The organism is Cellulophaga omnivescoria (genome assembly GCF_027915275.1).
Classification (GTDB): Bacteria; Bacteroidota; Bacteroidia; order Flavobacteriales; family Flavobacteriaceae; genus Cellulophaga; species Cellulophaga omnivescoria.
Genome location: NZ_CP115819.1, coordinates 1,862,776 through 1,884,196 on the forward strand (window position 1 = coordinate 1,862,776; position 21,421 = coordinate 1,884,196).

Consider the following 21,421-nt stretch of genomic DNA (forward strand, 5'->3'; position numbering starts at 1 on the left):
TATGGAAACTAAATACGCTATAACAGTAGACGATTTAACGGTTGCCTATAATTACAAGCCCGTGTTGTGGGATATAGACTTGGCAATACCAGAAGGCGTACTAATGGCTATTGTTGGTCCAAACGGAGCAGGTAAATCTACCTTAATAAAATCTATTTTAGGTATAATAAAACCAATAGCAGGTAGTGTTAAAATATTTGGTAAACCCTATAAAAAACAGTTTAAAGAAGTTGCTTATGTGCCACAAAAGGGTAGTGTAGATTGGGATTTTCCTACTACTGCATTAGATGTGGTTATGATGGGTACTTACGGTAGTTTGGGGTGGGTTAAAAGACCTGGGCAAAAAGAAAAGAAAGCAGCATTAGAAGCCTTAGAAAAAGTGGGTATGCTCTCTTTTAAATCACGACAAATTAGTCAGCTTAGTGGCGGACAACAACAACGTATTTTTTTAGCAAGAGCCTTAGTGCAAAATGCAAGTATTTATTTAATGGATGAACCTTTCCAAGGCGTAGATGCTACTACTGAAAAAGCCATTATTAATATTTTAAAAGAGCTACGTAAAGCCGGAAAAACTTTAATTGTTGTACACCATGATTTGCAAACAGTACCAGAGTATTTTGATTGGGTTACGTTTTTAAATGTAAAAAAAATTGCAACTGGGCCAGTTAAAGATATTTTTAACGATGGTAACCTAACTAAAACTTATGGTATAAATTATAAGGTTAGTGTACAAGAGTAAAATTATACTAAAAAATTAAATAGTGACCGTAACCGAATATTTTAACCTATTGTTTACAGATTATACACTGCAAACCATAACCTTAGGCACTGCAATTTTAGGTGCTTTGTGTGGTATGCTTGGCAGTTTTGCGGTGTTGCGTAAACAAAGTTTGCTAGGAGATGCAATATCACATGCAGCATTACCTGGTATTGCTTTGGCTTTTTTAATTACAGGAGCTAAAGACAGCAATACTTTATTAATTGGTGCTTTGGTAAGCGGTTTGGTTGGTACTTTTTGGATTAGAGGCATTGTAAAAAAAACACATTTAAAAACAGATACGGCTTTAGGGCTTATATTATCACTATTCTTTGGTTTTGGGATGTTGTTGTTAACCTTTATACAAAAAATGCCTAATGCAAACCAAGCTGGGTTAGATAAATACTTATTTGGGCAAGCGGCAACTTTAGTGGCCAGTGATGTTTGGACAATGTGTATTATAGCGGGTTTAAGTTTACTTATTTTATTGGTGTTTTGGAAAGAGTTTAAGCTTTTGCTTTTTGATGTAGACTACACTAAATCTTTAGGATTTAATGTAAAATTTTTAGATGTTTTAATTACCTTTTTTATAGTAATATCTATTGTTGTGGGGCTACAAACAGTTGGTGTGGTTTTAATGAGTGCTATGCTATTAGCGCCAGCAGCAGCAGCTAGGCAATGGACAAATAGTTTAAGTGTAATGGTAGTTTTAGCTGCTATTTTTGGTGCTTGTTCAGGAGTGTTTGGTACTGCAATTAGTGCCAGCTCTAACAATTTATCTACAGGACCAGTAATTGTTTTAATAGCTGCCGTTTTTGTATTGTTTTCGTTTATTTTTTCACCTAAAAGAGGATTGTTATTTAGGGAAATTAGGTACCGCAGCAACCGTAAAGATTTGGAGTTAAACAAAACGTTGGCTTTTATGTATCAAATTGTAGAATCACATGATAATATAAATCACCCACACGCTATAAAGATATTAAATAATTTTCACGGGTTTACGCGTAAATCCCTTCAGAAATTAGAAGACAGAGAACTAATTACGGTAACTAAAACAATGTGGTCTTTAACAGAAAAAGGATTTAGTACGGCTGCAAATTTATATAATCAATTAGAAGAAAATGAGTAGCGCACAATTAGAGATACAACTTATTGCTTGTTTAGTGGCTATAGCTTGTGCTATACCTGGTACATTTTTAGTACTACGTAAAATGGCAATGATTAGTGATGCTATTAGTCACTCTATTTTGCCAGGTTTAGTAATAGGCTTTTTTTTAACAGAAGATTTAAACTCGCCTTGGCTTATTTTATTGGCTGCTGTTGCTGGTGTAATTACAGTTGTTTTAGTAGAGTATATTCAAAAAACCGGACTTGTAAAAGAAGATACAGCTATAGGCTTGGTTTTTCCTGCATTGTTTAGTATTGGTGTAATTTTAATTGCAAAAAACGCTAATGATGTACATTTAGATGTAGATGCCGTTTTATTAGGCGAGCTAGCTTTTGCTCCATTTGACAGGTTGTTGGTTAATGGTGTAGATTTAGGAGCAAAATCGTTATGGGTAATTGGTAGTATTGTAGTTGTTACATTAATTTTATTGGTTACTTTTTTTAAAGAACTTAAAGTAAGTACTTTTGATAAGCAATTGGCGGCTACATTAGGTTTTTCTCCTTTGGTAATACACTACGGTTTAATGTCTATTGCATCTGTTACAACAGTTGGTGCTTTTGATGCTGTAGGTGCCATACTCGTTGTGGCGCTTATGATTGCCCCAGCTGCAATGGCATATTTGCTTACAAATAACCTTAAAAAAATGTTAGTTATTGCTGTTTTTGCGGGTGTGGCTTCTGCAATAATTGGTTATTGGGTAGCACATTATTTAGATGCTTCTATAGCGGGTTCTATGACCACAGTTTTAGGTGTTCTATTTTTACTGGTTTATTTATTTGCGCCAAGTAAAGGTCTAATTTCTGTGTTATTTAGGCAAAAAAGGCAACAGGTAGAAGTGTATCTACTTACATTTATGTTGCATTTGCAAAACCATAGTGAAGAGTCAGAACGACACATAAACCATTTAAGTGAGCATATTAATTGGGGAAAAATGCAATCTAAAACTGTACTAGATTTGGCATTAAAAAATAATATGATAGTGATAAATAATAACATTATATCACTTACAGAAAAAGGACAGGGGTTTACAAATAAGGCAATAGACTATATTACAACTAATAGTGCGGTAGCAATAGAAAAAATGAAAGAAGATTTCTTTTTGTTTAGAGGATAATATATAAATAATCAAAAATTATGTCGATTAAAAAAATAACTAGCTTGTTACTTTTTATTGTAATGTTTAGTTGTGGTAGCTCTGCTGTTAATTATGATAACTTAGACGAAAAAGTTGCTGCTAAGGACTCTATAAATTATAGGCAAGAAATGCGCAATTTTGTTGTAGGTTTAAGTGCCTATGCAAAAAATATAAACCCTAATTTTTTAGTAATACCACAAAACGGTATAGAATTAATTACTAGTGATGGCGAGATTTCATCAGAAATTAATACTACATATTTAGACGCAATAGATGGCCACGGGCAAGAAGATCTTTTTTATGGGTATACAAAAGATAATGGTGCAACGCCTAAAAAAGTAACAGCTTATATAACGCAATTGTTGCAGTTGTCTAAAAATAGAGGAAAAACAATTTTGGTTACAGACTATTGTTCTTCAGAATATAAAATAAAAAATTCACAAGCAAGTAACAATAATCTGGGTTTTGTTTCTTTTGCAGCTACAGAAAGAGACTTAAATGTAATACCAAATGTGCCAGTTTACAATGCATCAAATAAAAACATTACAACATTAAATGAGGCTGGTAATTTTTTGTATTTGCTTAATCCTGAAAACTATGAGCTTAAAGATAAGTTTATAAGTGATGTTGCTAACACAAATTATGATGTGCTAATAATTGATTTGTTTTTTAATGGAGATGTAGCTTTTACAGTTTCTGAAATTGAAAAACTTAAGATTAAAGAAAACGGAGGTAAGAGATTGGTAATATGCTATATGTCTATAGGAGAAGCCGAAGATTACAGGTATTATTGGAAGCCACAATGGAAATCTACTACTCCAGCTTGGTTAGACAAAGAAAATAGAAATTGGCCAGGAAACTACAAAGTTAAGTATTGGAATAAGGATTGGAAAAATTTAATTTTTGGTAATGAAGGTGCCTATTTAGACAAAATTTTAGATAGAAAATTTGATGGAGTTTATTTGGATATTATTGACGCTTTCAACTTTTTTGAGGAAAACTAGTCAATTTTTTTAACATATTTTAACTTGTAGTCCAATGGTGTATTTTATCTATTTTATAGAGTAAATAGGCAACTTAACTATATTCTTATTTAAAAAATATTTTTTGGTAGTTGTTTTGTGTTCTGGCACAAATCCAATATTAAACTTGACTACAAAAAGTAAAATTAATGTATTAATGATAACCGAAGGTACTTATCCGTTTAACCACGGAGGAGTATCTACATGGGCACATAACTTGTGTAATGAAATTACAAATGTAGACTATACACTTTATGCCATTAATGCAATGGTAGAACCTAAACCAAAATACAAATTAAGCAATAATGTAAAAAAGGTAATACAGGTGCCAATGTGGTCTGCCGAGGAGCCTTTTGACTGTGTTTATTATGATGTTAAATACTCTGATGTTATTTATAAAAGAGAACGTACATCTACAGATGCTATTTCTCAAAAATTTGTACCATACTTTATAACCTTTATCAAAGAAATTTATTCTAAAGAGCAGTCGGTTACTGTTTTAGATGATTGTTTTTATAATATGTGGCTTTTTTTTAATGATTATGATTATAAAGTAGCAATGACCAGCAAACCTGTTTGGGATGCATTTACAGAAGTATTAAAAAGTACCTTGCCACAAAATGAACTCGTTAAACTTAGTTTAGAAGATGTAACCATTGCTATGCGATGGATATATAGGTTTTTAATACCAATAGCCATAGATGTTCCTAAAGCAGATGTGTCGCATATAACAATTTCTGGAATAGCAGTGTTGCCTGCCTTATGTTTAAAGTATAAATACAATACACCTATTTTGGTTACAGAACATGGTGTTTTTATAAGAGAACGTTTAATTGCAATTAGTGCAGCAGATTACTCGTATTTTTTAAAGAAAATGCTTATTCATTTCTCTGAGTGCATTACTAAATTAGTTTATTACCATGCTGCTAAAATTACCTCTGTAAGCAAATTTAACATTGCTTGGCAAAAACATTATGGAGCAGATGTTAATAAAACAAAAGTTATATATAACGGTGTAGACCCTAATGTTTTTGTCCCAAGAAATAAGCCTAAGCATTTAGAAAATACACCAACTGTGGTTGCCGCTGCAAGAATTTTTGACCTAAAAGATATTCTTACAATGATAAGAACTTGTAATGAGGTTAGAAAAACAATACCAAATGTACAATTTTTGGTTTATGGTAATAAAGATGCTGTGCCAGAGTACACTAAAGAATGTCAAAATTTAATTGAAGAGTTAAACCTGAGCAAAAATTTTAAATTGGCAGGTTTTCATTCTACACCAGAGGCAATCTACTCCGAAGGAGATATATCCATATTAACATCAATTTCAGAAGGTTTTCCTTTTACAGTAATAGAGTCTATGAGCTGTGGAGTTCCTGTAGTTGCTACAGATGTTGGTGGAGTATCTGAAGCTATTGATGATAGTTGCGGTTTTATATGTAAACCTAAAAATTATATTGAAATTGCAGAAAAAGTAACATTGCTGTTAAATGACGTTTCATTACGCAATTGGATGGCAGAAAATGGTAGAAAAAAAATACAAGAAAACTTTACCATTAAAAATTTTATTCATGAGTTTGAAGAAACTTATGAGTTGTTAAATACAAAAAATAAAATCTCAAAATTAGCAAGTTTCCCCCAAGATGAGCCAAGTTTTACCAACTATAGATGATTTAACCGCACAGGTTGTCTCTAAAATTGGCAATCCAGTAAGTGTAATGGTAGTAAAAGCAACGTTAGAGTCTTTTGGCTTGCGCGAAAAAGATATGCTTAAAGACTACGGTTATAACTCGTTAGATGGTTTATCTTCTTTTATTTATAATAAATTAAAAGCAACAGATGAGAAAAAATTATTTAATGTAAAAGAGTTAGAGAAAAAAGAAACATTAGATAAAAATATTCCGGTGTCTGGTTACTTATGGGTAAAAGCAAAATTACTTTTTAAGTTTTATCCAATAGGTCTTTTTCATTTGTTTCCTGTGTTATTACAAATTGTTACTATAGTATTTTTTGGGTACTCCTTATGGACTTTTACAGAGTTTAATGTAATGCAGTCTACAGCCGTAGTTGTTGGTGTTATGTTAGGCCTAATTATATCTGGAGGTTATGTACAGGTTTTAGGAAAACAAGCGTCATTTTACTGGAACCATAAAGAATATTACAAATCAAAAATTGTAATAAAAAAGCTTATAAAGTCTGGAATTTATGGTATTTGCGCTGTTTTTGTAGGTTTGGCTGTAGTTAATTTTTTGTTTTCTCTTTTTCCGATTACTTTTTGGTTTGTAACCTTTATGTACTCCTTGTTAATAGGTACTTTGTTACTTTATACCGCACCTTTTCATACCATAAAGCAGCGTTGGGTAATATCTGTAGTGGTACTTATAGCAACAGTTTTAGCCTTGTTTCTTAAGTTACATACATCTATACACATATACATAACACATTGGTTGGGTATTAGTACAGCAATAGGCTTAAGTAAATTGTTTTTAGCTTACTTTTTAAAACCTTATGTTGTTAGTACGGAAGGTGAAATTAGACCAAAAAGGTTAATTGTATTGTACCGTAATTACTTTTATTTTTTTTACGGAGCTTTAATTTATGTTTTTATTTTTTTAGATAGAATTTTAGCTTGGTCTGCCGATGTAACTCAGACAAAAAAATTTCTTTTTTTATATGAAAAAGATTATGAAATAGGGATGGATTTGGCCATACTTGTTTTCTTTTTACTTGCAGGGGTTATGGAGTATGCTATAGCTGCATTTAGCAAGTTTTTAGATATTAATCAGAAAAAAGTACAGTTTTTACAAACTAAACAATTTAACTCCCAATTTTATAAAATGTACTGGGGCCATATTGCTCTCCTATTTGTATCTGCAATGGTAGCAGTTGTAATACTTTACTATATAATTACAGAACCTTGGGGGTATTTTAGTGCTTTTGGTGAGCAGTTAGGTGCTTTAAGTATAAAGGTGTGTGTACTTGGTGGTGTTGGATATTTCTTTTTAACATGGGCTATGTTAAACACATTGTATCTTTTTACATTAAACAAGCCACATAAAGCACTAAGGGCGTTGCTAATTTCTGTTGTTGTAAACTTTATTGTTGGTTTTATTTTAAGTAGAACAATTAGTTATGAGTATAGTGTTGTAGGAATGCTTGTAGGCTCAATTGTTTTTTTAGTCTTAACACTTAGAGATAACTATATTTTTTTTAAAAAATTAGATTACTATTATTATGCGGCTTATTAATTTTTTATATCTAATTGTGCCGTTTGTTTCTAATATAAATGTGGCGCAAAAAACTGTAGCTAATCAAAGCTTTTTTATATGTTATGGCAAAGTAGAACCTAGTTTAATTAAGGGTTATAAGCTTGTAATATTAGAAAGCGCACATTATAACCAATATGAAATTTGCCTTTTTAAAAAAAATAATGATAAAGTTGTAGCTTATTTAAGCACAACAGAAGCCAATGAATACGCAAGTATTTTTAAAAACGTAAAGGGTACTACACTTGGTAAAAATAGCAACTGGAATAGTTTTTATTTAGATTTAGCTGCTAAGCAAACAATAGAAGCTTTGCATCTAGAAATTAATAACATAAAAGGCAAAGGTTTTAACGGAGTGTTTTTAGATAATTTAGATAATACATCTAAATGGGGAGTTCTTAAGGATTATAAAAAACCGCTTATAGATTTTATAAAGAGTATTAAAGTTAAACACAAAAACTTTTATGTGGTACAAAATGCGGGTTTATTTATAGCCAAAGAGCTAAAACAGAGTACAGATGCAATACTTATGGAGTCTGTTTATACCAATTATAATTTTAAAACCAAAGAATATAGTTTTAGAGAAGTAAAGGATACCAAAACGATTTTAAATAATATTAAAAAAGTAAGTAATAGCGTAACCAAACCAATATTGTTGTTAGAGTATACCAACACTTATAAGATGAAAAATGATTTGCATAAAAGGCTTAAAACGTTAAAATTTCCTTTTTTTATAGCAAATATAGAGCTGCAAAGTATTCCTAATTTTTTTAAACCACAGGATAAGTAATGCCAGTTTTAGACATCACATTAATTGGGCCTTTGCGTGTACTTCTGCTTATTATAATGCTATTTGTAATACACCAAATGATAACTAAACAACCACTAAGTACATATAGTTTAAACTATGTTTTAAAGCGCTTATTTTTTTACGGTAGTTTAGTTTTTGTAGTGGTTTTTGTGTTAGTGCAAGTAAATATGTACGACACGTTTACGGTACTGTCATTATTTTTTGTAATGCTTGTTCTTCAGTATTTTAATTTTGGCAAATTAGCTACTCTGAGATCTAATTTTAAACAAAAAAGGTATTCTTTTTTATTGTCTTTTTTTAGATTCTTAGAGCACAACCCCAAACAGTCTTTACAAACAAGGTGGAACTCACTAAAAATAGTGAAAATTAACTATGTTTTTGTTTCTGCTTTTGTTACTGCTTTAGCGGTCTTTATATCTAGATATGCTTTTTTAAAAAATGATTTATATACACTGTCAAACCTATGGGTTAAAAATTTATCAATTGTAAAAAAAATAAATTTAAACAAATGGTTTACTAGTGGTTTGGAATTAAAAGGAGAGCTAGTTTTTGTAAATTTTTATAGCAAAATAACAGGAATTAGTGAGGAAATTGCTATGCATTCCTTTGGCTTAATAGAGAATTTTATTTTAGGTATAGTTATATATTGGGTTGTTAGCAAAATGGCTAAATCAATTTATGTAGCGCCTATAGTAAGTGTGTTATTTTTTGCCTTTTATTATGACTTTATGCCTATTAATATAAATATATTATTAGAGCATAACCCGTTGTATTTTGCATTGTGTTTCTTATTGCCTGCAATGCTATTTACACTAAAGCCTACTATGTTAGTAGTAAGTAAAAATAGGTACACTTTAATTGTATTTTTACTATACGTAGTTGTTTGTTTTGTTAATCTTTTTGTGGCCGTATTTATAGTGCCAGTTTTTTTGGTTATTGCGGTTTTATGCGTTAATAAAATTAATAAAAAATACGTTTTTAAAAGTATATTAGCATTTGTTGCAGCACTTGGTTTTATGCTTAGTGTTTATGGCGCAGCGTCATACTTTGTAAATAAATCTTTTGCAGATTTTTTATATCGAAGTTTGCTTCTGGTAGACGTATACACCTATTTTCCACATTTAGCAATAACACTAAATAACTTATTGTTTGCCTATAAAGCCATAGCTATAATTACATTTTTAGTACTGTTGCCTAAACTATTTTTTAATAAAGAAAAATGGTTGCCTGCACTTATTTTTGTAATGTTTTTTATTGTAATTACTTTTTTGGTTAATCTAAATTTTAAATGGTTAGATGTAGATTTATATTATCAATCTTTATCTGTTTTTATTGTTGTTGTAATAGGTATTTTAGTGGGTGTATTAACGGCCTATATTAAAGACACTTTTTTGTTAGACGTACGTAAATACAAACCTATAATAGTACTATTTCTTTTTGTAATTATAGCGTTAACAGCTTATAAGTTTAATCCTGTTTACACTAATTATGTTGTAGCTAATAAGCAGGAGTTAAAAACAAGTGTTTTAAACGTTTACCATAATTTATCTACTAATAACTTGCCGTATTCTTATGGGGTTGTAAATTCTAGTTACGGTCATTTTTTATCAGAATCTGAACACACCTTTATTAATTACAAAGATTTTTTAGCCAACTACACGCATAGAGATTCTATTTATCATTTAAATAAAAATAATAAACCATTTTTAAAAGCTAATCCTGAGTATGTTTTACCAAATAGTGTGTTTGTTTTTGTGTCTAAAACAACAGAAAAAGAAAATGAAGGTCATTTGGTAACCAATACAGCAATAGTACAGAAAATTGAAACCGTTTTACATACATTAACAAGCAAAAACAGAACAGTAAAAGTTTACTATAAAACACCAAATTTAACTGTTTACAAAATTGTAAACATCCCAAATTCTACAAACCTAAACAATCTTATTATTAAACTATGAGGCTTACCAAATCACTTATAGTTATATTGTTACTGGCTAGCTTGCTTATAAGTTGCCAAAAAGAACTATATAATTTTTCACACAAATACACAAAACCTAAAGTTAGTAGTGAGCCATCTTTGGTTCAATTTGTTGTAGATGGTACAGACGCCAATAATATTAATCAAGCTAATCATCTTAAAAAAACACTAGAGTATACAAAAATACCTTACCAGAGTATAGGAGTAGATGCTTTTAATACAAATAAAAATATAGCCAAAAGTACAAGGGTTTTGTGTGTCTATAATTCTGAGCTTTTAGAAAATACCACTTTAGATAGTATACAAAGTTTTGTAGCAAAAGGCGGTACTTTATTTTTACTAAAGGCGACAAAAGATAAAAGGTTAAGTTTTTTATTAGGGCTTAATCCTGTAGCTAATTTTAATACAAATAACCGGGCATCGGGATATTATTTTAAACAGCCGCTTTTTCCAGATTTAAAAGGGTTTTCCTTAAAATTAAAAAGTATACACAATGGTTTAGCAAAAGAAAATTTCACAAATAAGGTAAACGTTTTAGTTACAGCTACTAATACACAATATCCTGTAATTTTAGAACATCAAATAGGTAAAGGAAAAGTACTTTTATACAATTCCAATGTAGAGTTTGATAAATGGTCTAGAGGTATTTTGTTTTCTACAACATTAAATGGTCTAGAAGGAGTTCCATACCCAATAGCTAATACTTCAACAATATTTTTAGATGATTTTCCCTCTCCACTTTATGATATTTATAAAACTCCAATTAAGGAAGAGTTAAATCTTTCTATAGCAGATTATGTAAAAGATGTATGGTGGCCAGATATGAAAAAATTGGCAGAAAAACAGAATTTAACTTATACGGCATATGCTGTTTTTGATTATAATGAGCAAGTACAACCTCCTTTTATTTTTAAAGAATGGGATAGAAATGTATTTGTAAACGATAACAAAATTTTAGAAAAAAGTGTATGGATTGGTCAAGATATTATTGCTAGCGGCCATGAAATGGCTTTACACGGTTATAATCATGTATCTTTACTAACCACAGATTGGAAACAGCCAGACTATATGGCTACTGCATTAGCAACAGCAGCAAAAAAATGGAAAACGGTAGGTTTTGGAGCTTTGCCTGTATCATATGTTCCTCCTTCTAATTATATAGACAGTATTGGCTTAGCACAATTAAAAAAGGCTATGCCTAGCATAAAATATGTGCAAAGTACTTATTTAGGAGATATAGAAGATGGTGGAGACAGAGATTTTGATCCGGATCCTTACCACAATGGTTTTTTCGGATATCCAAGAATTACAAGTGGTTTTGATTTAGACAGTGATAATTTGTTTGCATTGGAGTCTATGAATATTTATACGGGTATTTGGACCCATTTTGTACATCCAGATGATGTTTTTCAAATTCCAGATGCCTCTAATAAGGTTACAAGCAGTCATTATCCATTCAGAAATCAAAACGAGCTAAACTGGTATACGTCTAATGGTAAAAAAGGAATGTTAGATAAGTTTACGTCTACCATTATACAATTTAAAAAAAGACACCCTTTTAGCAGGTTTTTAAACGCAACAGAGTCTTCAAAAATAGTTCAGGACTGGAGGTATGCCTATTACACCCATTTGCAACAGGCAGATAGGTATGTGGTAGATACAGATTATTATTTTGGTGGTAATACCAATTATTGGTTGGTGTATTCAGCTGCAAATAATACAAAAATTTTAGAGGAAGATTTAAATAAAAATAAACACAAGTTTAAAAAAACAGCCCTTTTAAATGGTTATTTATTTACGGTTAGTACAGACGAAACTACTCTTTCATTGCCAAACTTAAAATACAAAAATGAGTTTGCTAGTATACCTAATGCCATAATGGTTCAGGAGGTTAACAACAAAAAAAATGAATACCTAAATAGGCAAACTATTTTACAACCATTAAACAAACAAATTAATGCATACGTAGAGCAAGGAGATTTAAACAGCGCAACAAATTTGTTCCAAACTAACATTCTTAAAGGAGTTAATATAACAAGGTCTCAGTGGTTAGATTATGCCACTTATATGGTATGGCAAAAAAAAGAAAATAATTTATGGCAAGTTGTAGAACAATTTTATCAGAATAGTAACCATAAAAATAAGGTAGTTAAATTGTCTAGATCAATTTCTAAAATTGCAGATTATTCTACTTTAAAAATTAGAGAAACTTGGCTTACTAGGCACATAGAAGATAATACAGAAGATATTAGTATACTTAAAGAATATGTAGATTATTTTTCTGTTGACCTTAATAAAACAAAAATTAAAGATGTTTTAAATAAAATAGCAATTGTAGAACCAAATGAAAACAACAAAAAAAAATACATAGAGCACTTATTAGCCTTTAAGTTTGATGATCTTTTTACAGAGCTAAATAAGATTGATGCCTGTGAAGAAGGATACATGAGTTCTGCAACTGCAATAGCGTGGATTTATGCAGATAATTTTATGTTTGATAAGGCTTTAGATTGGTCTAAATGTAGCTTGGATATTGATGAAGAGACAAAGCAAAATTGGTGGGCTTACAGTTCTAATTTTGATTCGCTAAAAACATTAAATTTTCCTTTATACATAAAAATACTGCTTCAAAAAAACACTAAAAAAGCCCTTAAAGAATTGCAAAATAAAGAGGCTTGCACAGATAGTAGTTTAGTGCCTTTGGCAAAGGATATTGCTTATGCTTATGAAGGTTTTAAGTTGTATAGAGAAGCTTTAAGTTGGGGTAAATGTGCAAAAGATTTGCCCGTTACATCTGTATTATCATGGTATCATCAGTTAAAAGAATACGAGTTGTTGTCTAACACCTATAGTAACTACATAGCCCTTAATCCTGAGGATCACAATGCCAAACTTCATATGAGCTTATTGTTGTTGTATAGTGGTAAGGTTAATGGCTCTGTAGCAATTGCTAAAACAATACCAAAAGGTATTGGAAAAACCAGGTTAAAAGCTAAAATTAATGCGGAATTAAAAAATTTAAATATAAGAGACCAGCGTAAAGTAATAGCTTCTGATGATGGTATTTTGTATAAAAATGTTAGTACAGATATTAGTAACGCTATACGTTTGCAAGAGGGTAATTCTGTTAGTGGTAATACAGAGGCAATTTATGATGCAACTTCACCAATAAGCTTAGCAAATGTATTAAGCTATAATTTGTACGATAAAAAATTTAATGTACATAGCTTGTCTGTTACACAAAGTGTAATGAGCCCTATTAGAACTGGTAGGCCCAGAAATAATAACAATAGCTATTCTTTATTTGGTTTTATGTATGGATATAAAAATACTAGTAAAGAGGAACTGCAGTATTGGGCAAATGGAGGATTAGAAAAAGATGTGGAGTCTCAAGATTTATTTTATAAAATAGGAGCGGGCTTAATTAGTAATAAGGAAAGGAACTTTACTTCTTTTGAAGCTAATTTTTTTCCTGTAAAATCTGGCGCAGGTTACAGTGCAAATATTTATAGACTTATGCTAGATAATTATAACGAGTTTTTGCTATCTAAAACCTTTAGACAAGTTTTTGCGTTACAAGGTAACTACTATACAGATTCTCAGGTAGAAGTAATATTAACCAGTAGATCTGAGTTTAGAGTTTTAAATGGTATAAACCATAAGCTATTTCCTTATGCAGAAGTTTCTTATGGTCAAGGAAGTGTAGAACGCAGAGGTGGTTTTCCTTATTGGATGGCAGAAAATAGGGCATACGCAGGGCCAGGAGTTTTACTGCAATTAGGAACAGAGAAAAGTAAGTTTAATGGTACATTAGATGCGGGTATATTTGCAGAAACCAATGAACCAACCTTTCAACGCTATATAGGGAATTTAAGCTATAGGTTATTTAATTTTACTAAACTGCAATTAGGAGTTGAGGTCTATACAATAGATAATTATTTTTCTAATACCTATCAACTGGGTTTTGTACATAATTTTAAGTAATATTTTTCTACAAATCTATTCTGTTGTACATTCGTAATTGTGATGAAAAATAGAAAAATACACTGGCTATGGAATGTGGTAATTGTACTAACACTAATGGTTATAGTTGCTGCTTTTATGGCACACTACAAAAACTGGATTAACGTAGAGAGCAATCAGTTTAAAATATTATCTGGTATATACTATAAAAAGATAAATTTTACCGATGTTAATATGGTAGAAATGGTTGATAAAATACCGTCTCTAGAGCGTATTAATGGGTTTTCTGTGAGTGAAACAGAAAAAGGCATTTTTAAAGACTCTATTTATAATACAGACGTATACATTTTTGTAGATAAATTATCTACACAAAAAATTAAAGTGACTTATAAAGATACGCTCCAGCTCTTTTTTAATGTTTCAGACTCTTTGGAAACAGAAAAAATGTATACATTGTTTTCTAGTAAATTAGACAGCTTATCTAGCTTAAAATAAATTCTACTTAATTAAGGTTTATGATTATCACAATTAAATTTTTTGCAGCGTTGTACGGTATGTTAGCTGTAGTTTTTGGCGCATTTGGAGCACACGCTTTAAAAAAAATATTCACAGATGACCAACTCAAAAATTTTGAAACTGGTGTAAAGTATCAAATGTATCATGCTATTGTATTGTTAGTTTTAGGTTTTAATTATAGTTTTTCTACAACTATTGAGGTTGTAATGGGTTATGCCTTTATTATAGGTGTATTTTTATTCTCATTTAGCATTTATGGTTTGTGTATTTCTGCTGCCAAAGGAAAAAAAGTAAAAATACTTGGTCCAATAACGCCCCTAGGAGGTTTGGGATTAGTCCTAGGTTGGGCGCTTTTACTAATTACCGTTTTGTAAGTGTAATTATATTTATTATTCTACTGCCGTAAACTCTCTTATGGCTTGGTTAGGTTCAATAATGTTATAACCTTTCCAAAATTCCGGATCGTATTTACGTAAGTGTTTAGGTTTAATGTCTTTATTCTCTTCAAAATTAGTAAAGGTGGATTTTGTTATAGGTTCTGCATCAAAAACAACAATTTCATATTTTACTACATTAGTAAATGCCATATCTAACTTAACATATAGCTCATTTTGTCGGTTTTTTCCTTTTACAATTTTGTTTTTTTCAATTATTTTTAAAGGTCTGTTAATGCCAGATTTGCTTCCCGTTTCTCTCTCTAAATATTGTAAGTCATAGGTGTTATTTTCATTTTTAGCAAAAATCATTTTTCCATTTGCTAAATGCTCTTGGTAAGATATGCCAAACAATTTTATGCTTTTTAGCATTTTAACGTTCTGATAATCAATTCGTATAACTGCAAAATCATCTGCATTTACATACATTGTACCCTTGTAATCTTCACCTCTTTTTGGTTCAAAATTTAATATGTATACTGGTGCATTTCCCCAATATGTGTAGTCTTTAATAGTAAAATTGTAGCGGCCAGATTTTGATATTACATTTAATTTTGCATCCTCCATATAAAACAAGTTTTCAAACTGCCTACCAATAGTGTGTTTTCTATGATTTGCAAAGTTTTCATTTCTTATTCGTTCTTCTTCTTTCCTTTTTTCAAGTTGCTTTTTTAATTCTGTGCTGTCTTTTTTTATAGTTGCAACACCCATTTCTTCAGCATCTACCTTTGTGCTAAATATGCCCGATTTTATTTTAAAATAAGAATCTGGTCTTACATTATCTTTTATAATTTCATTAAACTTTTCCTCAAGGTTGTTTATATCTAATTCCGATTTTTCATCATATAATTTGCACGCTTTTATACCGTCAATCTTCATATTTTCTCTATTGTAGTTTCCGTACAAATCACATAAGATTTCAGAATAACTATTGTCTCTTTTTGGAACTGCATTTAAAATACTATCAATAAAAGGTTTATTTAGTTCCTTAACTGTAGACTTCATAAATGTGTAATTTGTTTTATCAAAACCTTGGTAGTATGATTCTCTAAAAAACATTTTTTTTCTTGTAAACTCCTCATTGTAGTTTTTGTCTAAACTATCTTTTACAATGTCTATAATCTCTTCTCCGGTGTAGTTTTTGTTAGAAACCAATACTTCTCTAAGCTCTATTGTTTTGGGAGACATATAAATTATACTATCTGTAAAAGTAGATACTGGTTGCGCAATGGTATTGTAGCCAATACAAGAAATAAAAATAGAATCTACAGCAGTTGTATTTGTTGTACTTAATGAAAATTTACCTTCACCATTTGTAATAACACCTTTTTTGTTAGATAAAACAACTGAAACATATGGTATTGGTTCTTTGCTGTTAGCATCTTTAATGCTAGCGTTTAGTTCTTGAGATTTAGCAATGTTGCTTGTTATAATAGTAATGATTAATAAAGCAAGTTGAGTAGTTTTACGCATTTTTGATTCTTTAGTTTTGTTTCTTGTTAGTATAGACAACAACAATGTGGTTTGTGTTGCCCAATAAAGCTAAAACAACTTAAAAAATAACCTAATACTATGGTTTTTAGTAGTTTGTATAGTCCTTTTTTTGTTGCCTTTTTTAGCCGTGGGCTAATTAAAGTAATATAAGGACTACAAAAAAGCGTTTTTTGATAATTTTAATATAGAATTCTTATTTCTTTAACGAAATTATGAATGTTTTAAGAAAAATACTGACTATTTGTTGGTTTGTTTAGCTGCATCCGCAACTATCAGAACCGCAAGATTTTTTGTTTTTGTTACTTGTGAAAAGAGATTTAGGAAGAAAGAATTTTTTAACGATATACCCAAAAGCAATCGCTGCAGTTATAAAAACTAAGATATGTTGTAGTGTTTCCATAATCTATAATTTTAAGGGTTGTTATGTCTAAAACAACCCTTATTTAGACTGTGTAAAGATAAGGAATTATTTTTTACTTAAAGGCATTAAGCCCTGTTATGTCCATACCAGTTATAAGTAAGTGAATATCGTGTGTACCTTCATACGTAATAACACTTTCTAAATTCATCATATGTCTCATAATGCTATATTCTCCAGTAATACCCATTGCTCCAAGTATTTGTCTGGCCTCTCTGGCAATAGTTAAAGCCATATCTACATTGTTACGTTTAGCCATAGATATTTGTGCAGTAGTTGCTTTACCTTGGTTTTTAAGCTGTCCTAAACGCAATGCTAGTAACTGTGCTTTGGTAATCTCAGTAATCATTTCTGCTAACTTTTTTTGCTGTAATTGGTAGGCACCAATTGGTTTGCCAAATTGTATACGTTCTTTTGCATAACGTAAGGCAGTATCATAGCAGTCCATAGCAGCGCCAATTGCACCCCAAGCAATACCATATCTAGCAGAATCCAAACAACCCAATGGAGCACCTAATCCGTTTTTATTTGGTAGTAAATTTTCTTTTGGCACTTTTACGTTGTCAAAAATAAGCTCACCTGTGGCAGATGCTCTTAAGGACCATTTGTTGTGTGTTTCTGGAGTAGAAAAGCCTTCCATACCACGTTCTACAATTAGTCCGTGAATTCTACCTTCTTCATTTTTTGCCCACACAACGGCTACATCGCAAAAAGGAGAATTAGAAATCCACAATTTGGCACCATTTAAAAGATAATGGTCGCCCATATCTTTATACTTGGTTTCCATACCACCAGGGTTAGAGCCGTGGTTAGGTTCTGTTAAACCAAAACTACCCATAAACTCGCCGCTAGCAAGTTTAGGTAAGTATTTTTTACGTTGTTCTTCTGTACCGTAAGTATATATTGGGTACATTACCAAAGAAGATTGTACAGATGCCGTAGAGCGTACGCCACTATCACCACGTTCTATCTCTTGCATAATTAAACCATAACTTATTTGGTCTAATCCTGCACCGCCATATTCTTCTGGTATATATGGACCAAAAGCTCCTATTTCTGCTAATCCGCTAATTATTTGTTTTGGAAATTCTGCTTTTTGTGCATAATCTTCAATTATAGGAGATACATCTCTTTTTACCCATTGGCGGGCTGCATCTCTCACCAATTTATGTTCTTCAGACATTAAATCGTCTATATTGTAATAATCTGGTGCTTCAAATAAATCTGGTTTCATAGCTATGTATTAGGATATGTAACCAAAGATAGTTAAAGAAATATAACAATACAAAGAGTAATTGTTACATTTTTAAATAAAAATCTTTTGTTAGGTCGATGTAATCTTGAGTGTAAATATGTCTATCTTCCTCAATAACAAGTTGTTTAATTTCTAAATTGGTAGAAGGTGTTTTTTGAAACTCTAACAGACTACGTTTTACCTCTGCTTTTGCATTGCCTTTAACTCTGGTAACTTTTAGTGGGTATAGTTTAAAATTTTCTGCTAGTTTGATGAATTTTTCTTCTTCTTTATATGGTATTATGGTAGCAAACCTTCCGTTTGCGGTTAATAATTTGGCTACGCCGCTTACCAACTCATTAAAAGGTAAAGATGTATTTTGGCGTGCATTGTCTCTTGCTTCATTACCACTAGTAACTTCTTCTGCGTAAAAAGGAGGGTTAGATACAATTAAATCATACAACTCATCTTCTTCTGTTTCGTCTGTAGCATATTCATCTACAAACTCGTCAAAACCAGCGTGAAAGCAAAATAACCTGTCAGCCCAATCAGATGCTTCAAAATTGTCTGTACATTGCTCATAGGCATCAGCATCTAATTCTATAGCTTCTATATTGTCTGCAGCACTGCGCTGTGCTAACATCAACGCTATTATTCCTGTGCCAGCACCAATATCTAAAATTGAATACGGATTGTGGTCTACAGATGCCCAGGCGCCAAGTAAAACTCCGTCTGTACCAATTTTCATAGCACAACGGTCTTGATTAATTGTAAACTGTTTAAAAATAAAGGGTTTGCTCATTATAAAGTTTTTTAAAACAGTAGAGGCAAGCTTGTAAAAAAGCTTGCCTCTTACGGTTGCAAAATTAAGAAGTTTATCTTACTCTGTTTCTAATATCTTGTAAAGAATCATTAACAAGTAATTTACCGTCTTTAAAGACCTCTTTTAATTCTCCTGTTTTTTCTTGCTCCCAATTTACTTGGTCTACAAGTTTATAAGTTCCGTTTTCTTTTGCAATTTTAAGTAAACCCTTGGCAGACTTTTTAGTTCCGTCATCTGTAATAGGATCTTTAAAAATTTCTCTTCCCTCACCGTTTACTTCACCATAGGTAGCTTTCATTGCAAAACCAAAAGTATCTCTAGTATTGTATTGGTATGTAAACGAACCAATACCCAAAACTACGTTTGTAGAGGCAAACCCTTTTTGTTTTAATCGTTCACAAATGTCTGTAGCGCGTGCTGTAGTAATACTATCGCCATAAATTGCACCAATGTGTGGGTCTAATTCTTTATAGCCTTTACTATTAGTTTGTCCGCCAAATATCTCCCATAACAATTCTATAACTCCCTTTTTCTCTTCTTCAGTTTTTCCGTTAGGATTACCACAAATAATATCTGCAGGGTCGCCGCTATCTGGTCTAATAACTACTTTGCCATCTCTTGCCAACACATCTTCTTTTAAGTTAGGTAAGTATTCGGTAAGTACTTTCCATAAATCCCAAGTGTCAGAAACAATAGAAACAATTCCGTTAGGGTAAACTTCTGTAATTAATCTTTTAAAAGTTTCTTGTTCTCCAGTATTTGTTCCCATACACATTACAGAGTGTTCTGTGGCTGCTACAGAGCCACCAACTAGTTCATTATCAGAATTAGCATTGTAGTATTCCTCTAAAAAGTCTATTGCAGGAATTGTATCTGTACCAGAAAAGCTAAGTAAATGGCCAGATGCACTCATAACAGCAGCTTCCATACCTGCAATACCTCGCATAGAAAAATCGTGACCTTGCCAATCTACAAATTCAAGTGCTGTAGATGTCTCTTTTGCATATTTATCTAATATTTTTCTGTACTGTTTAGCAATAGTTGCAGAGGTACAAGGCATCCAAATAGTAGTGCTTAATATAGTTTCAAAATAATTAGTTAGCCAAAAGAATTCTGGTAATGTGTTATACATTGTCATCATAGGAACGCGAATAGGAACGCTAGAACCTTCTGGCAATGCTTTTATTACCATTGGTAAATAACCAAGATCGTGTAAATCTTCAATGTGTTTAATACCAACAGCATTTGGCCCTAAATAATTATTAATTCTTCTGCTGTACTTTTCTGCAATTTCCTTTTTGGGTTTGTTAAAAAAGTTGGTATTAAACTCTTCTATAATGTACTTTTTAATAAAGTATTGTAGCCCAAAAAACACTACTTCTTCTATAGCGTCTATTCTACTCTTTCTTGGTGTCCAGTTAGAGTATACTAAGGTTGTACCCTCTGGATATTGTCTTCTGTGGTCTACTTTGTAACCATCTGTATATAATAGTGGATTCATAATATCTATAATTTGTTTCTAATGTCTTATTCTAATATGGTTGCAATTGGTATTTGTGTAACCTTTGGTTGTTCTGTAATTGTGTTAAAAGCATCTGTAGTAAAAATACCATTGTAATAATTACTTAAGCTCTCTAAACCTTTGCTAAATATACCGTGACTTACAGCTAGGTATAAATTGCCTGCATTTTTATTTTTTAGTTCTTGTGCTAAACCATTAAAAGTTCCACCACCATCGCAAATATCATCTACAACCAAACAATCTTTACCCTGTAAATCATCTGCATATACTTTAAAACCAGAAAGTTTTCCCGTTTTTACATCTCTAGTTTTGGAGCACTCTATTACTTCTTTTCCCCCTAAATATTCAGATACTTTATAAATTTTTTTAAGCGCACCACCATCAGGAGAAATTAGTACAACATTGCTGTTTAAGGTTGACAATACCTTTTGTATAAAAGTGTAATTTGTAATTGTAGTGCAATTGTGTAATAGAGCAGGTGTAACCTCAGAATGTGGGTCATAAACAATAACTTCATTTAATTGAAGATTATTTATTAATTCTGCATACACTTTTACAGATAATGATTCTCCTGAAACCATTAGCCTATCTTGCCTAGCAGCCGGAAAATATGGTATAAAAGCATTAATTGTTTTTACGCCCATACGTTTTAAAGCATCTACGGTAATTAATAACAAGCCAACATCATTAAAAGACTGTAGTCTGTGTGTTACTGTTATTGTATCTGAGGTATTAAAATTGTCTTCTATTTTAATGTGAGGTTCACCACCAGAAAATAAAAACGATTTAAATTCGATGCTTTTCTGATTTGGGAACGGGTTAAACTGTGGATCTAAATTTAATATCATTTGCGTTATTTTTACACAAAGTTAAATAA

At 31.3% G+C, this 21,421-nt stretch carries 16 protein-coding genes; 11 read left to right on the top strand and 5 right to left on the bottom strand.

What is annotated here, in order from left to right; translation table 11 throughout:
• The first annotated feature begins 1 nt into the window (after nucleotide 1).
• The 11 genes from PBN93_RS08315 (at nucleotide 2) to PBN93_RS08365 (ending at nucleotide 14,993) form a co-directional block, all read left to right on the top strand.
• The gene (locus PBN93_RS08315; RefSeq protein ID WP_077402227.1) at nucleotides 2-739 is read left to right on the top strand and encodes a metal ABC transporter ATP-binding protein; all 738 of its coding nucleotides are present in this window, start codon (nucleotides 2-4) and stop codon (nucleotides 737-739) included.
• A 22-nt stretch (nucleotides 740-761) separates the two neighbouring features.
• Nucleotides 762-1,886, top strand: coding sequence for a metal ABC transporter permease (locus PBN93_RS08320; protein ID WP_077401372.1), 1,125 nt, complete (start codon nucleotides 762-764; stop codon nucleotides 1,884-1,886).
• Nucleotides 1,879-3,039, top strand: a complete 1,161-nt coding sequence (locus tag PBN93_RS08325; RefSeq protein ID WP_271080405.1) for a metal ABC transporter permease — start codon at nucleotides 1,879-1,881, stop codon at nucleotides 3,037-3,039. The genes PBN93_RS08320 and PBN93_RS08325 overlap by 8 nt, the downstream gene beginning before the upstream one ends.
• Nucleotides 3,040-3,059: 20 nt before the next feature.
• The gene (locus PBN93_RS08330) at nucleotides 3,060-4,064 is read left to right on the top strand and encodes an endo alpha-1,4 polygalactosaminidase (RefSeq protein ID WP_077401378.1); all 1,005 of its coding nucleotides are present in this window, start codon (nucleotides 3,060-3,062) and stop codon (nucleotides 4,062-4,064) included.
• Between the two features lie 175 nt (nucleotides 4,065-4,239).
• Nucleotides 4,240-5,757, top strand: a complete 1,518-nt coding sequence (gene pelF, locus PBN93_RS08335) for a GT4 family glycosyltransferase PelF (protein WP_271080406.1) — start codon at nucleotides 4,240-4,242, stop codon at nucleotides 5,755-5,757.
• Nucleotides 5,729-7,333, top strand: coding sequence for a hypothetical protein (locus PBN93_RS08340; RefSeq protein ID WP_271080407.1), 1,605 nt, complete (start codon nucleotides 5,729-5,731; stop codon nucleotides 7,331-7,333). The genes pelF and PBN93_RS08340 overlap by 29 nt, the downstream gene beginning before the upstream one ends.
• Nucleotides 7,334-7,373: 40 nt before the next feature.
• Nucleotides 7,374-8,141, top strand: coding sequence for an endo alpha-1,4 polygalactosaminidase (locus PBN93_RS08345; protein ID WP_271080408.1), 768 nt, complete (start codon nucleotides 7,374-7,376; stop codon nucleotides 8,139-8,141).
• Nucleotides 8,141-10,120 (top strand): hypothetical protein, encoded by a 1,980-nt coding sequence (locus PBN93_RS08350; RefSeq protein WP_271080409.1) that lies wholly within the window; start codon nucleotides 8,141-8,143, stop codon nucleotides 10,118-10,120. Before PBN93_RS08345 ends, PBN93_RS08350 begins: the two co-directional genes overlap by 1 nt.
• Entirely contained in the window at nucleotides 10,117-14,124 is a 4,008-nt protein-coding gene (locus PBN93_RS08355) for a DUF2194 domain-containing protein (protein WP_271080410.1), read from the top strand. The genes PBN93_RS08350 and PBN93_RS08355 overlap by 4 nt, the downstream gene beginning before the upstream one ends.
• A 42-nt stretch (nucleotides 14,125-14,166) precedes the next feature.
• Nucleotides 14,167-14,598 carry a hypothetical protein gene (locus tag PBN93_RS08360; protein ID WP_077401393.1) on the top strand — a complete coding sequence of 144 codons (432 nt, stop codon included), beginning with the start codon at nucleotides 14,167-14,169 and terminating at the stop codon, nucleotides 14,596-14,598.
• Nucleotides 14,599-14,618: 20 nt separating this feature from the next.
• Nucleotides 14,619-14,993 carry a DUF423 domain-containing protein gene (locus PBN93_RS08365; protein WP_077401396.1) on the top strand — a complete coding sequence of 125 codons (375 nt, stop codon included), beginning with the start codon at nucleotides 14,619-14,621 and terminating at the stop codon, nucleotides 14,991-14,993.
• Nucleotides 14,994-15,008: 15 nt separating this feature from the next.
• Here PBN93_RS08365 and PBN93_RS08370 read toward each other — a convergent pair whose 3' ends face one another.
• The 5 genes from PBN93_RS08370 to prs all read right to left on the bottom strand — a co-directional run bounded on the left by PBN93_RS08370 (nucleotide 15,009) and on the right by prs (nucleotide 21,392).
• A complete protein-coding gene (locus PBN93_RS08370) occupies nucleotides 15,009-16,565 on the bottom strand; it encodes a carboxypeptidase-like regulatory domain-containing protein (RefSeq protein ID WP_271080411.1) in 1,557 nt (518 codons plus the stop codon).
• Between the two features lie 455 nt (nucleotides 16,566-17,020).
• On the bottom strand, nucleotides 17,021-18,199 hold the full coding sequence (locus PBN93_RS08375) for an acyl-CoA dehydrogenase family protein (protein ID WP_077401399.1): 1,179 nt from the start codon (nucleotides 18,197-18,199) through the stop codon (nucleotides 17,021-17,023).
• Nucleotides 18,200-18,263: 64 nt separating this feature from the next.
• Nucleotides 18,264-19,001 (bottom strand): tRNA1(Val) (adenine(37)-N6)-methyltransferase, encoded by a 738-nt coding sequence (locus PBN93_RS08380; protein WP_077401402.1) that lies wholly within the window; start codon nucleotides 18,999-19,001, stop codon nucleotides 18,264-18,266.
• Nucleotides 19,002-19,074: 73 nt separating this feature from the next.
• Entirely contained in the window at nucleotides 19,075-20,523 is a 1,449-nt protein-coding gene (locus tag PBN93_RS08385; protein ID WP_077401405.1) for a nicotinate phosphoribosyltransferase, read from the bottom strand.
• A gap of 26 nt (nucleotides 20,524-20,549) precedes the next feature.
• Nucleotides 20,550-21,392, bottom strand: a complete 843-nt coding sequence (prs, locus tag PBN93_RS08390; protein WP_077401407.1) for a ribose-phosphate diphosphokinase — start codon at nucleotides 21,390-21,392, stop codon at nucleotides 20,550-20,552.
• Nucleotides 21,393-21,421 lie beyond the last annotated feature (29 nt).

What these genes read in the sequence shown, in the direction of transcription:
- PBN93_RS08315 (WP_077402227.1), top strand. Translation starts at nt 2, where the DNA reads ATGGAAACTAAATACGCTATAACAGTAGACGATTTAACGGTTGCCTAT.
- PBN93_RS08325 (WP_271080405.1), top strand. Translation starts at nt 1,879, where the DNA reads ATGAGTAGCGCACAATTAGAGATACAACTTATTGCTTGTTTAGTGGCT.
- PBN93_RS08330 (WP_077401378.1), top strand. Translation starts at nt 3,060, where the DNA reads ATGTCGATTAAAAAAATAACTAGCTTGTTACTTTTTATTGTAATGTTT.
- pelF (WP_271080406.1), top strand. Translation starts at nt 4,240, where the DNA reads ATGATAACCGAAGGTACTTATCCGTTTAACCACGGAGGAGTATCTACA.
- PBN93_RS08340 (WP_271080407.1), top strand. Translation starts at nt 5,729, where the DNA reads ATGAGCCAAGTTTTACCAACTATAGATGATTTAACCGCACAGGTTGTC.
- PBN93_RS08350 (WP_271080409.1), top strand. Translation starts at nt 8,141, where the DNA reads ATGCCAGTTTTAGACATCACATTAATTGGGCCTTTGCGTGTACTTCTG.
- PBN93_RS08355 (WP_271080410.1), top strand. Translation starts at nt 10,117, where the DNA reads ATGAGGCTTACCAAATCACTTATAGTTATATTGTTACTGGCTAGCTTG.
- PBN93_RS08360 (WP_077401393.1), top strand. Translation starts at nt 14,167, where the DNA reads ATGAAAAATAGAAAAATACACTGGCTATGGAATGTGGTAATTGTACTA.
- PBN93_RS08365 (WP_077401396.1), top strand. Translation starts at nt 14,619, where the DNA reads ATGATTATCACAATTAAATTTTTTGCAGCGTTGTACGGTATGTTAGCT.
- PBN93_RS08375 (WP_077401399.1), bottom strand. Translation starts at nt 18,199, where the DNA reads ATGAAACCAGATTTATTTGAAGCACCAGATTATTACAATATAGACGAT.
- PBN93_RS08380 (WP_077401402.1), bottom strand. Translation starts at nt 19,001, where the DNA reads ATGAGCAAACCCTTTATTTTTAAACAGTTTACAATTAATCAAGACCGT.
- PBN93_RS08385 (WP_077401405.1), bottom strand. Translation starts at nt 20,523, where the DNA reads ATGAATCCACTATTATATACAGATGGTTACAAAGTAGACCACAGAAGA.
- prs (WP_077401407.1), bottom strand. Translation starts at nt 21,392, where the DNA reads ATGATATTAAATTTAGATCCACAGTTTAACCCGTTCCCAAATCAGAAA.